Source organism: Rheinheimera hassiensis, assembly GCF_022436675.1.
Taxonomy (GTDB): Bacteria; Pseudomonadota; Gammaproteobacteria; order Enterobacterales; family Alteromonadaceae; genus Alishewanella; species Alishewanella hassiensis.
Genome location: NZ_JAKUJZ010000001.1, coordinates 283,922 through 300,217 on the forward strand (window position 1 = coordinate 283,922; position 16,296 = coordinate 300,217).

12 protein-coding genes are annotated in these 16,296 nt (G+C 51.0%); 7 read left to right on the forward strand and 5 right to left on the reverse strand.

Going from position 1 to position 16,296, the window contains the following annotated elements; all coding sequences use genetic code 11:
* Window positions 1-185 precede the first annotated feature (185 nt).
* Both MJX74_RS01230 and MJX74_RS01235 read left to right on the forward strand, forming a co-directional pair.
* Window positions 186-1,898: an alpha-amylase family glycosyl hydrolase gene (locus MJX74_RS01230; protein ID WP_240220128.1), complete on the forward strand. Its 1,713-nt coding sequence runs from the start codon at window positions 186-188 to the stop codon at window positions 1,896-1,898.
* Window positions 1,899-2,010: 112 nt separating this feature from the next.
* Window positions 2,011-3,048, forward strand: a complete 1,038-nt coding sequence (locus tag MJX74_RS01235; RefSeq protein ID WP_240220130.1) for an alpha/beta hydrolase family protein — start codon at window positions 2,011-2,013, stop codon at window positions 3,046-3,048.
* A gap of 61 nt (window positions 3,049-3,109) precedes the next feature.
* Here the strand turns inward: MJX74_RS01235 and MJX74_RS01240 are convergent, their stop codons facing one another.
* Complete coding sequence (locus tag MJX74_RS01240; RefSeq protein ID WP_240220132.1) at window positions 3,110-3,958, reverse strand: endonuclease/exonuclease/phosphatase family protein; 849 nt, start codon at window positions 3,956-3,958, stop codon at window positions 3,110-3,112.
* Window positions 3,959-4,113: 155 nt separating this feature from the next.
* Between MJX74_RS01240 and dauA the strand changes: the two genes are divergently transcribed.
* Window positions 4,114-5,862, forward strand: coding sequence for a C4-dicarboxylic acid transporter DauA (gene dauA, locus MJX74_RS01245; RefSeq protein ID WP_240220134.1), 1,749 nt, complete (start codon window positions 4,114-4,116; stop codon window positions 5,860-5,862).
* Here dauA and MJX74_RS01250 read toward each other — a convergent pair.
* The 4 genes from MJX74_RS01250 to MJX74_RS01265 form a co-directional block, all read right to left on the reverse strand.
* On the reverse strand, window positions 5,850-7,067 hold the full coding sequence (locus tag MJX74_RS01250; RefSeq protein ID WP_240220136.1) for a PepSY-associated TM helix domain-containing protein: 1,218 nt from the start codon (window positions 7,065-7,067) through the stop codon (window positions 5,850-5,852). The two genes, dauA and MJX74_RS01250, sit on opposite strands and share 13 nt — an antisense overlap.
* Window position 7,068: 1 nt before the next feature.
* Window positions 7,069-9,204, reverse strand: coding sequence for a TonB-dependent siderophore receptor (locus tag MJX74_RS01255; protein WP_240220138.1), 2,136 nt, complete (start codon window positions 9,202-9,204; stop codon window positions 7,069-7,071).
* A gap of 132 nt (window positions 9,205-9,336) precedes the next feature.
* On the reverse strand, window positions 9,337-11,640 hold the full coding sequence (locus tag MJX74_RS01260) for a toxin-antitoxin system YwqK family antitoxin (protein ID WP_240220140.1): 2,304 nt from the start codon (window positions 11,638-11,640) through the stop codon (window positions 9,337-9,339).
* Between the two features lie 122 nt (window positions 11,641-11,762).
* Window positions 11,763-12,797 (reverse strand): LacI family DNA-binding transcriptional regulator, encoded by a 1,035-nt coding sequence (locus MJX74_RS01265; protein ID WP_240220142.1) that lies wholly within the window; start codon window positions 12,795-12,797, stop codon window positions 11,763-11,765.
* A gap of 315 nt (window positions 12,798-13,112) precedes the next feature.
* Between MJX74_RS01265 and MJX74_RS01270 the strand changes: the two genes are divergently transcribed.
* Genes MJX74_RS01270 through MJX74_RS01285 form a run of 4 tightly spaced genes read left to right on the forward strand, consistent with a single transcriptional unit; the run spans window position 13,113 to window position 16,280 of the window.
* Complete coding sequence (locus MJX74_RS01270) at window positions 13,113-13,967, forward strand: MipA/OmpV family protein (RefSeq protein WP_240220144.1); 855 nt, start codon at window positions 13,113-13,115, stop codon at window positions 13,965-13,967.
* The gene (locus MJX74_RS01275) at window positions 13,967-14,347 is read left to right on the forward strand and encodes a DUF3019 domain-containing protein (RefSeq protein WP_240220146.1); all 381 of its coding nucleotides are present in this window, start codon (window positions 13,967-13,969) and stop codon (window positions 14,345-14,347) included. The genes MJX74_RS01270 and MJX74_RS01275 overlap by 1 nt, the downstream gene beginning before the upstream one ends.
* The gene (locus tag MJX74_RS01280; protein ID WP_275692632.1) at window positions 14,347-15,039 is read left to right on the forward strand and encodes a response regulator; all 693 of its coding nucleotides are present in this window, start codon (window positions 14,347-14,349) and stop codon (window positions 15,037-15,039) included. Before MJX74_RS01275 ends, MJX74_RS01280 begins: the two co-directional genes overlap by 1 nt.
* Window positions 15,040-15,041: 2 nt before the next feature.
* Complete coding sequence (locus MJX74_RS01285; RefSeq protein ID WP_240220149.1) at window positions 15,042-16,280, forward strand: ATP-binding protein; 1,239 nt, start codon at window positions 15,042-15,044, stop codon at window positions 16,278-16,280.
* The last annotated feature ends 16 nt before the right edge of the window (window positions 16,281-16,296 follow it).

The following is a 16,296-nucleotide window of genomic DNA, read 5'->3' on the forward strand; positions in this document are numbered from 1 at the left end:
GCTTCTTATGTTGGCCTAAACTACACGATAGCAGCCATTTTGCGCAAAACTGTGCATACGTATTCATCTTGTTGTTGCACTGTTTTGGCGTTATTACCAACCTTTAATTAGCAAAACTGCACCATATTGCTGCACTGTGCTAAATACTGGCACGCTGCATAAAATAATACTCTGACGGGGACGCAATGAAAGCTTTTACCTTAAGCGCACTGGCGCTGTCTTTACTACTGGCCGGTTGCAAGCCTGCACCAACCACCCGCGTTGAATCCAGTGCACCACAAGCGGTAACCACAGTGCAGCAAAGTGAGGCTGCTAAAGACTGGTGGCAGGAGGCAGTGTTCTATCAAATCTGGCCGCGCAGTTTTTATGACACCAGTGGCGATGGCCACGGCGACTTTAACGGCATGACCGCCAAACTAGCCTATTTGCAGGAACTGGGCGTAAATGCGCTATGGCTAACGCCAATGTTTGAGGCACCTTCATACCACGGTTACGACTTTACCGAGTTTTATCAGGTAGAAAGTGATTACGGCACCATGGCTGAGTTTGAAGCTTTTATTCAGGCCGCTGATGCCAAAGGCATGAAGGTGATACTGGATCTGGTGATTAACCATATCTCCAGTGAACATGACTGGTTTAAACGCTCGGCGGCCGGTGAAGCACCGTACAAAGATTATTTTGTCTGGCGTGATGATATGCCGCCTGCGGGCAGTGGCTGGGGCCATGCCTGGAGCGACAACGATAAGCCCGAAGCTGTATGGCACTATAACGACACCCGCAAAGCCTGGTATTACGCCGCCTTTGGCGCCAGCCAGCCCGATTTAAACCTGCGCCACCCCGATGTTATTGCCGAAATGAAAAAAATGGCCAAATTCTGGCTGGATAAAGGCGTGGCGGGCTTTCGCCTGGATGCCGTACGTTTTGCAATGGAAGGCGGCCCCGATGCCCAGGCCGACACTGAAGAAACCATCGCCTACTGGCAGGATTTTAACCAATTTGTTAAAAGCGTTAACCCGGAAGCATACTTAGTGGGCGAAGCCTGGGTAGATATTCCGGTAGCAGCGCGCTACTACGGCGGGGGTAAAGGCCTGGACCAGGGCTTTGATTTTGAAGTCGGCTATAAAATTCTTGGCTTACTGCAACCCAATGCCGGTGGCGAAGCGCAGTTTGGCACTATGCACTCCGCACAGCAGCAGGTAGCGGATGCCTCGGTATTACAGCAAAACGCGCAACAACGTACTGAGTCTGAGGCACCTCTGCACTTTTTTGCGCCGTTTTTAACCAACCACGATCAGGAACGTATTGCTTATCAGCTAAAACAGCATGATGCCAAAGCTAAACTGGCAGCAGCTATGTTGTTTAGCTCACCCGGTACACCTTACATTTACTACGGTGAAGAAATTGGCTTAACCCAGGATCGCAGTGGCCACGACGTCTTTAAACGCGCACCTATGCAATGGGATAACAGCAAACAGGCTGGCTTTACCAAAGCTGACAACAGCTGGGTAGAGCAAATGCAGCTGTTCGGTGAAGGTTTTCCTAACTGGTGGCCGGATTTTCTGGCTAAGCAACTGCAGGCAGAAGATCGCAGCGTGGCTGCACAACAGGCGCAGCCAGATTCCATCTGGCAATTGTATAAATTTTTAATTGCACAGAAAAAACAGCGGCCAGAACTGGGCACAGATGGCAGTTATCAGGTAACACAATTAGATAACGGCGTAGTACAAATTAGCCGTGAGCTAAACGGCAGTAAAAGCCTGTTTATCTTAAACCTGAGTGACAGCGCGCAGGATATCAGCGCTATTAACCGTGACGGTTTAAGCGCTGGCTGGGCCTTTGATCTTGATGGCAATGCACTGGCGGCAAACGGCCTGTTGCTACTGCAAAGCGCGAACTGAAACTTATAGACTCTCCCTAAAACCGCCGGCTAAGTTAGCGGCGGTTTTTCTTTAAGCTTGCCAACGCATCTTTGTTAATTTACTGTGCCTACTAAATTAACAAGGAGTGTCTATGAAACCTTTTCTGATTTTACTCAGTAGCTTACTGCTGGCTACTACCACGCAGGCTGAGCCGGCAAAAGCAAAAACCGGCCCGGAATTATTACCGGCGTTTTCCACCGCAAGCTCGTTAAAAGAAAATTTCAGCTGTTATTACGGCCCTTTTGCCAGCTATGACAGCTGGCTGGCGATGCTAAGCAAAAAGCCAAAATTTAATGCTGAAATGTTTAGCCAACGCTTGCCCAGAGCCGATGTTGAACGGCGGCAGCAGACGTTGGATTGCCGGGTATTCGCCTATGAATCCGACGGCATTCTGGTAGAAGGCGTAATGGTGCGGCCAAAAAATACAGCGGCAAATACAAAGTTGCCGGTGCTGATCTATAACCGCGGTGGCAATGCGAAGGGGGGCACCTTGGTGTATGGTGCGATTCAGCACAGTTTGATGCCACTGGCGGAGCTGGGCTATATTGTCATTGCCAGCCAGTATCGCGGTGCTAAAGCCTTTCCAACATCGGTAACAGGTGAAATTAAACTCGATCAGTTTGGCGGCAATGATGTCAATGACATCAAGAATTTGCTTCCCATTATTCAGGGTATGTCCGATGCAAATAGCGAGCGCATTGCCATGAAAGGCGCCAGCCGTGGCGGTATGATGAGCTATCTGGCAGCGCGTGATATGCCGCAGTTAAAAGCACTGATTGTTGCAGCCGGCGTGACCGATTTAGAGGCCAGTCTGGCGGTGCGCCAAGCGATGGAGAATATCTACACCCGCTTTATACCTGACTACGCTACTGAGAAAGCAGCGCAGTTAAAGGCACGCTCGGTGTTGCATTGGCTCGACAAACTACCACCTAAGCTGCCAATACTGTTATTGCATGGCGATAAAGATGTGCGGGTAGAAGTGGCGCAATCGCAAAACCTGGCCAAAGCACTGGCTGAAAAAGGTCATCCACATAAATTAGTGATCTATCCGGGCGCCGATCATGATCTATACCCCAACCGCGCTGAAGCCGATGCCGAAACTGCAGCCTGGTTAAAACAATACCTTTAACGTCGACAACGGAAAACTGCACCGGGGTAAGCCTCAGTGCAGTTGTATTGCACTAAGGCTTTTACGGCAAGGTAACGACCGTCGAAATAGGAAAATGATCAGAAATATACACACCGGCAACGCCCAGTTGATAAGTGCGGTAGTTATGGCTTTTTAAGCCATTGCTGATAAAAATATAATCGATGCGGTCGCTGTCGCTGTCGCCTGCGGCGAAACCGTTATAGGTGCCAACATCTTCGGCGTTTGCCAAAACTGTGGTATCGGTTAACGGTAGCAAGCGGCCAGAGGTAAGCGTTTTGTATGCTGCGCTATTGTTCAACATATTAAAATCGCCCAGTAAAATAACCGGTTTATTACCCGCAATAGCCGGAATATGTGTCAGTAAAAATTCAGCACTTTTTTGCCGGGCTATATCGCTTACATGGCTAAAATGCACATTAAATACAAAGAAATCACTGCCGTCTTTTTCAAAATGCCCCCAGCTGGCAACACGGGGAAGCTGGGCCTGCCAGCCGATTGAGCCGGCAACATCGGGCGTTTCAGATAACCAAAAGTTGCCGCCATCCAGTTTTTTAATGGTATTTTTATTATAAAACAACGGCACAAACTCACCGGCAATAACCCCATCGTCTCTGCCCACACCAATGTAGCTGTAATCAGGCAATTGCTCGTTTACCCAATTAAGTTGATGGTGCAACACCTCTTGTAAACCCAGCACATCAGGCTGCAGTGTTTTTAAGTGGCCATATATCAGCTGCTGCCTGTTTGGCCAGGCATTAATTGCATCGGCCGGGTTGTCGTAACGAATATTAAAGCTTTCAACAACCAGGCTGGTGGCGCCTACTTTTACCAGCATGCTGCAACCAGTAAATATACTGAACAACAAAACAAACTTAATGGCTTTTATCATAACGACTCCTTTTGGCTTAGCCTTGTGGTTATTCTAGGTAAGCAGTATTGCGCTATTGTTAAAGCAGTACAACCATACTAAAAGCGCATAGGCGTAAGCCTTTGTCGGCGCTACACTAAGTTTATCCCTTAGCGGCTTTTATGGCGGATGCTGTTATGTCTGACCGTTCCCACCTGTTTTCCCTGCGTGCTGGCCATGCCCTGCGCGAAGTGCTGGCCGAAGGTTATAGCCTGAATAAACTCGGTAAAGACCTGCTGGCCGGCATTACCGTGGGCATTATTGCTATTCCGCTGGCGATGGCGCTGGCCATTGCCTCTGGCGTGGCGCCACAATACGGCTTGTACACCGCTATTATCGCCGGTTTGGTGATTGCGCTAACCGGTGGCTCGCGCTACAGCATTAGCGGCCCCACCGCAGCCTTTGTGGTTATTTTATATCCGGTAGCGTTAAAGTACGGTTTAAGCGGTTTGTTGATTGCCACCGTGTTATCCGGTGTTTTACTGCTGGTTATGGCTTTTATGCGGTTGGGGCGGCTAATTGAGTATATTCCCGAATCCGTCACTTTAGGCTTCACCGGCGGCATTGCTGTAGTTATTGCCACCCTACAAGTTAAAGACTTTTTTGGCCTGCCAATAGAAGCTATGCCAGAGCACTTTGTCGACAAACTGCTGATACTGGGGCACATGCTGCCGCAATTATCCTGGCCCAGCTTGCTGGTTGCCGTGGTAACGCTGGCCGTTATGCTGCTGTGGCCCAGGCTAAAAACCATTATACCGGCCCATCTACCGGCACTATTTATTGGCACCTTGTTGGCATTATTGCTGCTGGGTTTGGGTGCAGATCTGGACACCATAGGTTCGCGCTTTAGTTACACCACGCCCGATGGCGCCAGCGGCAACGGTATTCCGCCCTATTTGCCTTATTTTGACTGGCCCTGGCTAAGGCCCGGCCCTGATGGCGAACTGTTAGGCTTTAGCTGGCAACTGGTTAAGGATTTACTGGCAGCCGCTTTTGCCATGGCCATGCTGGGTGCTATTGAATCCCTGCTCTGTGCTGTAGTGCTGGATGGCATGTCGGGGCGGCGCCACAGCGCCAACAGCGAACTGTTCGGCCAGGGCCTTGGTAATATTATTACGCCGTTCTTTGGCGGCATTACCGCCACAGCCGCGTTGGCGCGTTCATCGGCCAATTTTAAAGCCGGTGCTCAGTCACCGGTAGCAGCGATAGTGCACGCATTGGTGCTGCTGCTGGGGCTGGTATTGCTGGCACCGGTGTTATCTTATGTACCGATGGCTGCTTTGGCGTCACTGCTGATAATAGTAGCCTGGAATATGAGCGAAGCGCCAAAAGCCGTGCATTTACTGAAAACCGCTCCGCGCAGCGATATTTGGGTATTTATCACCTGTTTTTCCCTTACTGTGCTGTTTGATATGGTGATCGCCATTAGTGCCGGTATTTTGCTGGCGGCGTTGCTGTTTGTAAAAGAAATTGCCGAAATGAGTAAAGTGACCGATATCAGCCATAACCGTAAACAGGTTGAACAGCCGATCCCCGCAGGCTGGCAGGTGCTGAAAATCAGCGGGCCGCTGTTTTTTGCCGCCGCCGATCGCATTTTTGCCGATATCGCCCGCTTAAGTGAGCGCAGCCGCGGCCTGGTGCTGTATATGGACGGCGTACCCTTGCTGGATGCCGGTGGCCTGGCTGCGCTGAATAAACTGATCAGCAAGTGCCATAAAAGCAAAACCCAGCTGGTGATCGCCGATTTACAGTTTCAGCCACTAAAAACCCTGGCCAAAGCCGGGGTAAAACCCGTGCCGGGCCAGCTTAGCTTTTACCCGACATTACGCGAAGCGCTGGAAACATTGTATCAGCAAGCTGCAGTAGCAGAAGATCAAGACGGCTGAGCCCCCACCAGCGTACCCAGCAGCGGTGATAATGGCGGCTTACTTAGCTCACGCTGCGAGAATGTTATGCTGGTCCAGATAATACCGCTAAGCACCACCACTAGTGCCAGCCAGCCGAACAGGCCCAGCCAGCGGGCTAAACTTGGCTGTTTATGTTTGGTACGCAGCCAGTGCATACGCATACCCCCGGCGACCAAAATACACAGGCCGCTGCCAAATAGCGCATAAATCAGTTTAACTGCCAGGCCGCTAAAATTGCCAAAGTGCAACGGGTCGGCCATATCAGTCAGGTAAGCCAGTACAGCTAAATCGGCACTGCTCTGGCTGCCCATCACATTACCGGCGCTATCCAGGTAAATACGGTTCGCCCGGTCGCGCAGCAGTAAATCTCCCGCCTGTCCGGTTACCACAATCGGCGCTTTGGCATTGCTGTTATACAGCACCGCACGGATATCCAGCTCTGGTCTATGCTGCTGGGCTATTGTGGTGATCTGAGTTAGCGATAATGGCTGCTCTGGCAGTGTAGTGCTCAAAGTTGCTCTGGGTATCGCCGGGTAAAATTGCAGCGGTGTTTTTAGCAGCCAATGCTCGGTAAAGTACCACAGGCCGGTCAACGTCATCAGCAAGACAAACCACCAGCTCCATAAACCGATAAGCTTGTGCCACGATGCCCAACTGCTGCGCACACCCCAGCGCCATTTACCGGGTTTGCGTAACCATTGCTGCCACCAGTTACGATAAACATAAAAGCTGGAGATTAGCGAAATAAGTAGTAAAAAGCTCAGCGAAGTCACAACAACCTTGCCCATGCCCTCAACCGACAAATACATATGCAAATTGCGCAAAAAGCGTGACAACCGGCCCCAGTCACCACTGCCGGTAAGGCTGCCGCTGGCCGGATCAAAATAAGCAAAGCGAAAGCCGTCTGGCGTAGCCAGTGACGCTTCGCCCGCCAGATAAGCCTGCTGATGCACCTGTACGCTGAGCAGTTGGCTATCCGGGTAGGCGGCTGCCAGGTTTTGCTCCAGCTGTGCCCAGTTAACCGGGCCGCTGCGGCTGCTAAATGCGCGGTATTTGCTGTCACTCAGGTACTGTATTTCGTAGCTAAGCGTGGCTAATACACCTGTAACGCATACCAGCAGCAACAGTGCCCCCAGCACAAAACCAGCCCAGGAATGCAGCGCAAACCATTGCCTGTTCGTCATATTAAAACTGGTAAGTGGTCGTCAGATAAACCCGGCGTGGCTCGCCCGGAAAATGCCCGGTACGGTTAATAAAGCCACTGGTAGCATAGGTCTTATCAAACAGGTTTTTCACATTCAATTGCACCAACCAGCTTTGCCATTCGGTTTGCCAGCTGATATCAAACACCGTGTAAGCTTTTACCACCTGGCCGCCAATACTTTGTTGCTCGCCGACGTAGTCAACCCCGGCGGCAAAAGAGGAATGCAGCGCCGGCAGTTCATAGCGGCTCCACAACCCTAACTGATGCTGTGGCGCATTGGCAAAGCGGCCGTTAAACGCATTGGTAATGCCGTCGTTGTCCTGTACTACCCGGGTATCGTTGTAGGCGTAACTCAGGTTCATTACCCAGTTGTCGGTTAAATCGCCTAACACATCCAACTCAAAGCCACGGCTACGCACTTCGCCCAGCGCCAGTAAATCATCCTGGCCATCGTTAGCCACATCACCGCGCGGATCAGCCTGCAGAATATTCTTCCGGGTAATTTCGTACACGGCGGTATTAAGCCGCACGCTATCGTTTAGCAGCGAAAAACGCACGCCGGCTTCATATAAACGCGACGTTTCCGGCTCGAACGGCCCGCCCACTGCCGCTGCCTGCGACGCTGCCGCCTGCGGCACAAAGCCGGTAGCAGCAACCAGATAACCACGGGCATAGTCGGTTAGCTGATAAGTGGTACCCAGCCGCCACGACGTATCGTTACCCGATACTTTGCTGCCATCACGCTTGTCGGTGTCTTCAAAGCTGTCCCAGCGCAGGCCCAGCAGCAGGTTCCAGTTGTCCGATAGCGTTAACTGATCCTGCAGGTAAAGGCCCTTACGCACGGTTTCGGTATCGGTAATGTTTGGTGTTAAGGCGTCAAGGTTATAATCAGCACCGCTGGTTAAACCGTATTGCGGGTTAACCAGGCTCAGGCCGGGCACCACACCACCGCTTTCAAGCGGTTGGGCATTGCGGCCGGAGAAAAACGAATCCTGCTGCAGGTAGTCAGCCCCGATCAGCAAGGTATGATTAATATCACCACTGCTTAGCTCGACAATATTATTCCAGGTCACACTGACAGAATCATTCTCGCGGTTTTGGTCGCGAAACTGTCGGGCGCAATAATCAATAACGCCATCACCATCGGTATCAAAACTGCAAAACGGCTCATGGTAGTTTTGCAGCTCCTGGTTCTGGTAGCCACGCACGGTAATATCGGTGCTCCACTGGCTGCTAACCTGATGCTCTAACCTGGCCTGATACACTTCGGCGGTTAATAGCTGAAAATCACTGCTTTCGTTATGGTTCCAGCTACGGTCAGCCAGAAAGTTACCGGCTGCATCGGTAACTACGCCACGCAGGCGGGCGCCGCCGTAGTCTTGCTCTACATCGGTATATTGCAGTGTCAGCGTGGTGTCTTGTGTCAGGTCAATGGCATAACCTAAATCGATGATCTGGTTTTCTACATCGGTGTTTTGCCGAAATGGTTTTTCGCTGTCTTTGTAAATACCGGCGCGGTAACGCTGGGCTGCATCATCGGTTAACGGTCCACTTAGCTCCAGCGAGCCGCTGTAAAAACTGTCGTTCCCCAGGCCCACTTTTAGCTGCCGCTCGGCCACGGCAGTTGGTTTTTTCGTACTGTAGTTAATCAGGCCGCCAGGAGCCATGCTGCCATACAGGGCGCCAGCTGCGCCTTTTAGCACCTGAATTTCTGCTACGTTAAATAGCTGTGGTACCGCAAAGCCGTTAAACGGGTCGCCGCGCACACCGTCGTATAAAATTTCGTCCTGGCGAAAGCCACGAAAGGTCACGCCCGAGTAGCTAAAAGCGCTGACACCGCTCATACTGCGGTAAAGATCAGTAATTTGCCGTGCGGCCTGATCGCGGATCAATGCTTCGGGCAATACCTGAATATTTTGCGGCACTTCATCCAGTGGCGTATCGGTACGGGTGCCCAGATTAGACGAGTCAACCCGGTACAGCGTTTGAGCACGGCCTTTAACTTCAATATGTTCAAGTGCGGTAGCAGAAGTATTAGCCGGTGCAGTATCGGCCTGGGTGGTAGCAGAAAATGCCATAGAGCAGAATAAACTGACAGCAGAAAGACAGAACTTCATATTACAACCTGTATAGCAGGACGAATTAAACAGGCCGCGAAGTGTAAATGATAACAATTATTATTACAATAGAATTGAACTAAAACTATAAAGCAATCAGCTGCTGCCATTGCCGGCAGCAGCTGTTCTTAATTAGCCTTTATGCTCAGTTTTAATTAATTTGCCGTGTTGATCAAAGTACTGCCAGTCGCCTGACGGGCGGTTGCTGATATAACTGCCCTGAGAACGCACCTGACCATTGGGCCAATATTCCAACCACTCGCCTTCTTTACGATCACGCAGGTAATCGCCCTGCTGCAATGGTTTACCATTAGGGTGGAAGTATTCAGCTTTGCCCTCTTTTAAGCCTTTAACATAGCTTTCTTTTTGCTGTGGCCGGCCGTTTAAATGAAATAGCTGGTACCGGCCATGTGGTTTGTCATACTCGTATTCAATTTCGCTTTTTAGCTGGCCGTTGTCGTAGTATTCCTGTGCTAAACCATGTTTACGGCTGGCATCGTAATGTACCGCCTGGGCCAGAGTGCCATCTTCATACCAGGCTTGCCACAAACCAAACCACTCGCCTTTTTGCATGTTGCCGGCCAGTTTAGGTTCGCCGTTGCTAACATAAAACTCCTGATAGTCACCGCTTTTTACGCCCTTATCCCAATGCTCAACTTTATGCAGGATATTTTTGGCCGTATAAAACTCGGCTTTACCGTGCTGTTTGTTGTCCTGCCACTGTGTTTTATACCTGATGGTGCCTTCCGGAATAAAACCGTAAGTTGGATCGTCTGCCTGATAATAGTATTCAATCCATTCGCCGGTTTTCTGGTTATTTAAGTAATAACCACTGGTGCGGCGCCGCCCCTGATAATAATCAATAAACCGGCCTTCGGCTTTGCCGTTAACAAACTCCTGCTCGCGGCTTTTTTCGCCCTGCTGATAGCTAATCCAGTTGCCATGACGCTTGTTGTCGGCGTAGCTACCTTCCTGGGCCAGATCACCGTTTGCCAACCACTGCTGGTATTTACCTACCTGGGCAAACTTGTGCTCTGTAGGCTTTTTCTCGCTGGCATAGTGTTCCAGCTTTTGCGCTTTGCCGGTGTCGTAAAAGCTCTGGTAGCGCCCGGTCAGTTGGCCGTCTTTGCGCTCGCCTTCTTCACGTAAGTTGCCATTCATATGCCAGCTTTTAAAGGGTCCGCTTAGCTGGCCGTCGGCATAGGTGTTGTGCTCACGCGGTTCACCTGAGGAGTAAAACGTTTTGCTCAGGCCATGGCGTTTACCGGCTTTGTAATACGACTCTTCTACCAGCTTGTCGTCGATAAAGCGCTTATGCACGCCGTCGCGTTCACCCAGCACAAAGTTGGACAAATCATATGGCAGGCCATTTTCCTGATAGGTTTCATTGGCACCATGCAGCGGAAACTGGCCATTCGCATTGCGTTCTGTCGTGTGGTAGGTAATGCGTTTCGACAACTCGCCATTGCTGTGATAATGCAGTTGTTCACCAGCGAACATGCCGTCGATATACCGTTGTTTCTGCAGTAGTTGTCCTTGGTCACTGAACCACTGCTGCTCACCATGCTGCTTGCCTTGTTTAAATAACAATACACTCATCAGCTGACCATTGGGGTAAAACTCGCGGCATTCACCGTGCTGCTCACCCTGCTGATAATTGCACTGACGCACCAGAGTGCCGTCAGTACTGAATTGCTCAGTTAAGCCATGGCGCTTACCATTGAGGTACTGCACTTTAACTTCCACCACATCGGCGGCATAAAACTGCAGCCACTGTCCGTGTTGCTGGCCCTGCGCATCGTATTCGCCCTGCAGCAATACCGTGCCCTGCTCGTTTTTGCTTTGGTATAACCCGGTGAGCTGGTTGTTAGCGTAGGTCCATTGCTCGGCCACTTCGCCGTTAAGGTGGAAGGTTTGCCACACGCCATGGCGCAGGCTGTCCTGATAGGTTTCGACACTGCGTATCTTGCCATTGTCATAAAAACGGCTGACGTTGGTTTTTTCGCCACGCTCAAATTGCGTAGTTTCGATCACTTGCTGCTGGCTGTTAAAACGCTGCCACAGGCCGCTGGCAACACCGGCATCATAATGCTCAATTTGCTCCACACTGCCATCAACACCAAAGTACTGCCATTCACCATGTTGGCGCCCGGCCTGATAGTGGCCGCTTAAGACGCGCTGATTGCGCTGATCGAACACCTGCCAGTTGCCTTGCACCAGACCTTGCTCGAAAGTGGCCAGTGTATAACCCTGGCTATCGCGCACTAAGCGGTACTCGCCTTGCAGTGACAGGCCGTTGCTAAGGTTGTAATACACATCAACGCCTTCTACCTTGCGCACATCCAACATGCGGTCGGCTAAGGTTTGGCTGGCCATCACCGGCACAGCTAATTGCAGGCAAAACAACAGCAAAAAATGAAGTGAAGATAAACGCACTGATACTCGTCCCTGTTTAAACCAATATTCTGGCGCAGGATATTAACACAAAGCAGCAGCGACGTAAGCAAGGTTATGGGCAGGTAAACAAACCACAGTAGTTGCCAGCTACTGCTGGCTTGTCAGGTAGTGCGGTTAAAGCCGCAAGACTGGCGGATAATTAACTTGGGTTCAATCTGGCTTACAGTGATTGGCTGGTTATTAATCAGTTGCAGCAGGTTATTTACTAGCAGCTCACCGGCCTGGGTGGTGTCTTGCTGAATAGTGCTAAGGGCCGGGGTAGCAAAAGACGCCACGGGGATATCGTCAAAGCCCATTACAGCAATATCTTCCGGCACCCTTAAGTTGCGCCGTTTCAGGCAGCGCATAACGCCAATAGCGATAAGATCGCTGGCGCAGAAAATGGCATCAACCTGATGGCCTGCAGCCAGTAATTGCTCGGTTGCCTTATCACCCGCGCTTTCAGTAGAAATAGCATCAAAGTGAGGCACTTGAGTGGCACTGATACCGGCTTTGTTTAACGCATCAATAAAACCCAGATAACGCGCGCTAAATTCCGGGCTGCCTTCAGAGGCATTGCCAACAAAGGCAAATTTCTTATGCCCGGTAGCCAGCAAATGCTCACCGGCCAGGCGGCCACCCTCGCGGTTATTACTGCGTAGCGTAAACTCCGGATGGCCCAGCACTTCAGCGCCCCAACAGACAAAATGGGTTTCCTGTGCCAGTAATTTATGCAGTTTTTCTTCGTAATCTTTATAGTCGCCATAACCAAGCAGAATAATGCCGTCGGCTTTATTGCTGTCTTCGTAGTCGGCGTGCCAGTCGTCACTTAATTGCTGAAAAGACACCAGTAAGTCCTGGCTGCGTTTGGCGCAGGCGCGGGTGATGCTGCCAAGCATAGATAAAAAAAACGGATTAATCAGCGATTCGTCGGTGGTGGGGTCTTCAAATAACAGTAAAGCCAACGTACTGCTGCGCTGCTGGCGCAGGTTACTGGCGTTTTTATCTACTTTGTAATTTAGTTGCCGTGCAATCGCCTGCACTTTCTCGCGCGTTTCTTTATTAACCTGAGGGCTGTTTCGTAGCGCCCGCGATACCGTGGACTGCGATACTCCAGCCATATAAGCAATGTCGAACGAAGTAGCTTTGTCTCTCATCAAAACGCTCTGCTATGACAGCGATATTACTACGCTTATCAACACCGGCCGCCCGCCGCAGCAACTACCGGTATCTTAGAATTATTGTGGCATTATCATAAAGTGAATTGGCAGGGGATTCAATTTACATCTTGCGCCACACTCGTTTTATACCTGAACGGGTGAGTTTAGATCACTTTATTGCCGCCCGGCGAAAGCCAGACTTAGTGAAGCGAATTGTGAAACATTGTTATGTTGGCTTATGTCTGGCCGCACAACTTGCTAAACTGACAGGGTAAAAATATCTGTAAACTAACCTCTGAGCTAAGGTGAAGATTGCGCTACCTGATCATACTTTTATTGCTGCTAAGCTGGCAGGTGAAAGCCGAGACCGCGCCAGTGTGCGCCCAGGGTGCCCAGTGCGTGGAAGAGCAACGGCTGCATATGAGCTGGGCGTTGGGCTATGGCCAGCGCAGCAACCCTCTGCACGGTGGCGAAGAGCTGCCGCTGGTTATCCTGCCGGATATTTACTATTACGGCCGCTACTGGTTTTTTGACAATGGCAAACTTGGCAGCAGTCTGGCGTTGTCAGACAACTGGCAGTTAAGTGTACTGGGCCAGTTTAATCAGGAAAAAGGCTACTTCCAAAAATGGTTTGGTGGCAACCTGATGCAGTTTAATCATACCTCGATGATAGTAGGGCCTAGCTATGCCGAAGAGCGCAGCGCCCAGGCCGTTTCTGTACGCCAGGTCAGTAAACGGCCAACCGCCTTCGATTTAGGCGTGCAGCTAGACTGGTTTAATGACGTTTGGCAGGCTCAAGCCATACTGTGGCAAGACGTTAGCAACACTTATAAAGGCCAGCATGCCAGTATCAGTGTTGGCCGCGGCTGGCAGCTAAATAGCGGCCTGTGGCAAGCCAGTGCCAAACTACACTGGAAAAGCGCCAAACTGATTGATACTTATTATGGCATTGATAATAATGAGCCGTTTTATCTGCCGCGCTACGATGGCAGGCCAAGCTGGCAGCCTGAGCTGCGTTTAAGTTGGCAAAAGCCCGTATCGGAACGTGTCTCTGTACTGGCTTTTGTACGCTACCTTCATCTGGATGATGCTATGACCCAAAGCCCGCTGGTGCGGTCTGATAATGTAACAACCTGGTTTTTAGGCGTGAGTTACCGGTTTTATTAATGCACGGTTTCTGGTTGTTACTGGCACTGAACGGAGTCACTGCACCACAGGCTGCACCCGCCTCCTGTGCGGCTGCGCTATGCTGGAACGTAAAACCACAAATTTGTGTTACCGAACATGCCAATCAACCCTGCCAAACTGACTTGCAAGTGCAGTGGTACAGCGAGCAAAAGCTCAGCCCTTGCCTGTTTCTGGCTGAGCAACTTATTCAGTGCTGGCAAGACACCACAACAGGCCAATGGCAGCAACCGCTGTCATGGCAAAATACCGAACTTAGCCTGCGTACTAGCAATAATACGGTATTGCTACAAACAGAACTGAAAGTGTTAAGCCGCAGACCAATGCGGCGCCGGATTGCCAGCCCATGGAGTATTTTCTGATGGCCAAAATATTGTTAGTAGAAGACGATGCCCGCCTGGCCTCTTTGGTGCAGAGCTTTTTAACCCAACACGGTTTTACCGTGCAGCAACAAAGCCAGGGCGACGCTGTAGCAGAGCATTGCCGCCAGTTTCAGCCCGACCTGATAGTACTGGACCTGATGCTGCCGGGCCTGGACGGCTTTGGTGTTTGCCGCCAGATCCGCCCCTGGTACAAAGGCCCGGTGTTAATGTTAACGGCGAAACAAAGTGATATTGATCAGGTGCTGGGGCTGGAGCTGGGCGCCGATGATTATGTGGTGAAACCGGTAGAGCCGCGCGTGCTGGTCGCCCGTATTAACGCCTTGCTGCGGCGCAGCCAAAGCACAGCTAAAACCGAGCAGCAAGAGCTGCAGTTTGGCCGTTTAATGCTAAAACAACGTGCCCGTGAAGCCTGGTACGACAACGAGCGTGTAGAACTCACCAGCTATGAATTTGATTTGCTCTGGATGCTGGCCAAACATGCCGGCCAGACCGTAAAACGCGAAGCTATTCATCAGCAGATCATTGGCCGTGAATACGACGGCCTTGACCGTACCGTCGATGTACGGATTTCGCATTTACGCCGTAAGCTGGGCGACAACGCCGAAACGCCGTTTCGTATTAAAACCGTATGGGGCAAAGGCTATTTATTTGTCGCAGATGCCTGGCACTGAGTATGCAAAGGTTATTCTGGCATTTTTACCTGTTTCTGTTTCTGGTGTTGCTTGGCATTGGCTGGGCAGTAGAACAACTGTGGCAGCAATGGCAACCCGACACCGCCCCGCCCTGGCTTAGCAGCTACACCCAGTTGTTGCAGCAGCAGTTACAACAACCCACGGCGCAATGGCAAAGCATTCTCAGCCTGCCTTACACTGAGCTGGGCCCGGATAGCATCAGCTGGTTGCCCGAAGAACAGCAGTTATTGCAACAAGGCGACATTGTTACCTTGTTTGAAGCCAACAGCGTGTATTTTTACTATCAGCACGCCCAACAGCTATGGCGATTTGGCCCGCTGCCACTTATTCAACAGGAAGGAGCCACCTGGTTTACACTGCTGTTTTTTGTATTGCTAGCCGTAGCAGTAGCACTGTGGTTGTGGCCGGTGGCACGTGATATCCGCACCCTGCAGCTAAGCCTGAAGCAGTTTGCCAGCAACAGCGACAGTACCATCGCCGTACCGGCGCATTCTTTTATTGCCCCAATAGCACAAAGCTTCCGCCAGATGAGCCTGCAAATCCGCGATTTGCTGAACCTGCAGCGTGAAATGACCCATGCCGTATCGCATGAGCTACGCACGCCCATTGCGCGGCTGAATTTTGCGCTGGAAATGGCAACCCAGCTACCGGAAGACGAACGCCGGCTGATGTGTGAAGACGTGCGTGAACTACAGCAGCTGGTCGATGAAATTCTTGATTATGCCCGGCTGGAAACAGGCCAGTTGCCACTACAACTGCAGCAAATAAACCTGACCGAATTAATTGCCAACCTGAACGAAAAACTGTCGCCGCTGCCTGGCGCAACGATCAGTTTAATTATGCCACAGCAGGCTCTTTTGTTTGGCGATGGCCATTATCTGGAGCGGGCACTGCAAAATGTGCTGGTTAACGCCAAAAAGTATGCTCAGCAGCGCATTACATTAACGTTGCAACAGCAGCAAAATCATTGGCATATTGATATTGAAGATGACGGCCCCGGTATTCCGCAGGCCATGCGTGAAGAAATACTAAAACCATTTTTCCGCCTCGAAGCCAGCCGTAATAAGCAAGGTGGCGGCTTTGGCCTGGGGTTGGCAATAGTGCAGCGTATTATGCAGTGGCATCAGGGCAGCATCAGCGTAAGTGAGTCTGCTACCCTCGGTGGTGCCCGTTTTTGTCTGCGCCTGCCGCTGCGGCAAAGCAACACCTCAGCGCCGTGATAACTAAGCTGCAGCG

Coding starts and splice junctions, on each gene's coding strand:
- dauA (WP_240220134.1), top strand. CDS start 4,114: ATGTCTGACCGTTCCCACCTGTTTTCCCTGCGTGCTGGCCATGCCCTG.
- MJX74_RS01235 (WP_240220130.1), top strand. CDS start 2,011: ATGAAACCTTTTCTGATTTTACTCAGTAGCTTACTGCTGGCTACTACC.
- MJX74_RS01285 (WP_240220149.1), top strand. CDS start 15,042: ATGCAAAGGTTATTCTGGCATTTTTACCTGTTTCTGTTTCTGGTGTTG.
- MJX74_RS01250 (WP_240220136.1), bottom strand. CDS start 7,067: ATGACGAACAGGCAATGGTTTGCGCTGCATTCCTGGGCTGGTTTTGTG.
- MJX74_RS01230 (WP_240220128.1), top strand. CDS start 186: ATGAAAGCTTTTACCTTAAGCGCACTGGCGCTGTCTTTACTACTGGCC.
- MJX74_RS01255 (WP_240220138.1), bottom strand. CDS start 9,204: ATGAAGTTCTGTCTTTCTGCTGTCAGTTTATTCTGCTCTATGGCATTT.
- MJX74_RS01275 (WP_240220146.1), top strand. CDS start 13,967: ATGCACGGTTTCTGGTTGTTACTGGCACTGAACGGAGTCACTGCACCA.
- MJX74_RS01240 (WP_240220132.1), bottom strand. CDS start 3,958: ATGATAAAAGCCATTAAGTTTGTTTTGTTGTTCAGTATATTTACTGGT.
- MJX74_RS01265 (WP_240220142.1), bottom strand. CDS start 12,797: ATGAGAGACAAAGCTACTTCGTTCGACATTGCTTATATGGCTGGAGTA.
- MJX74_RS01280 (WP_275692632.1), top strand. CDS start 14,347: ATGGCCAAAATATTGTTAGTAGAAGACGATGCCCGCCTGGCCTCTTTG.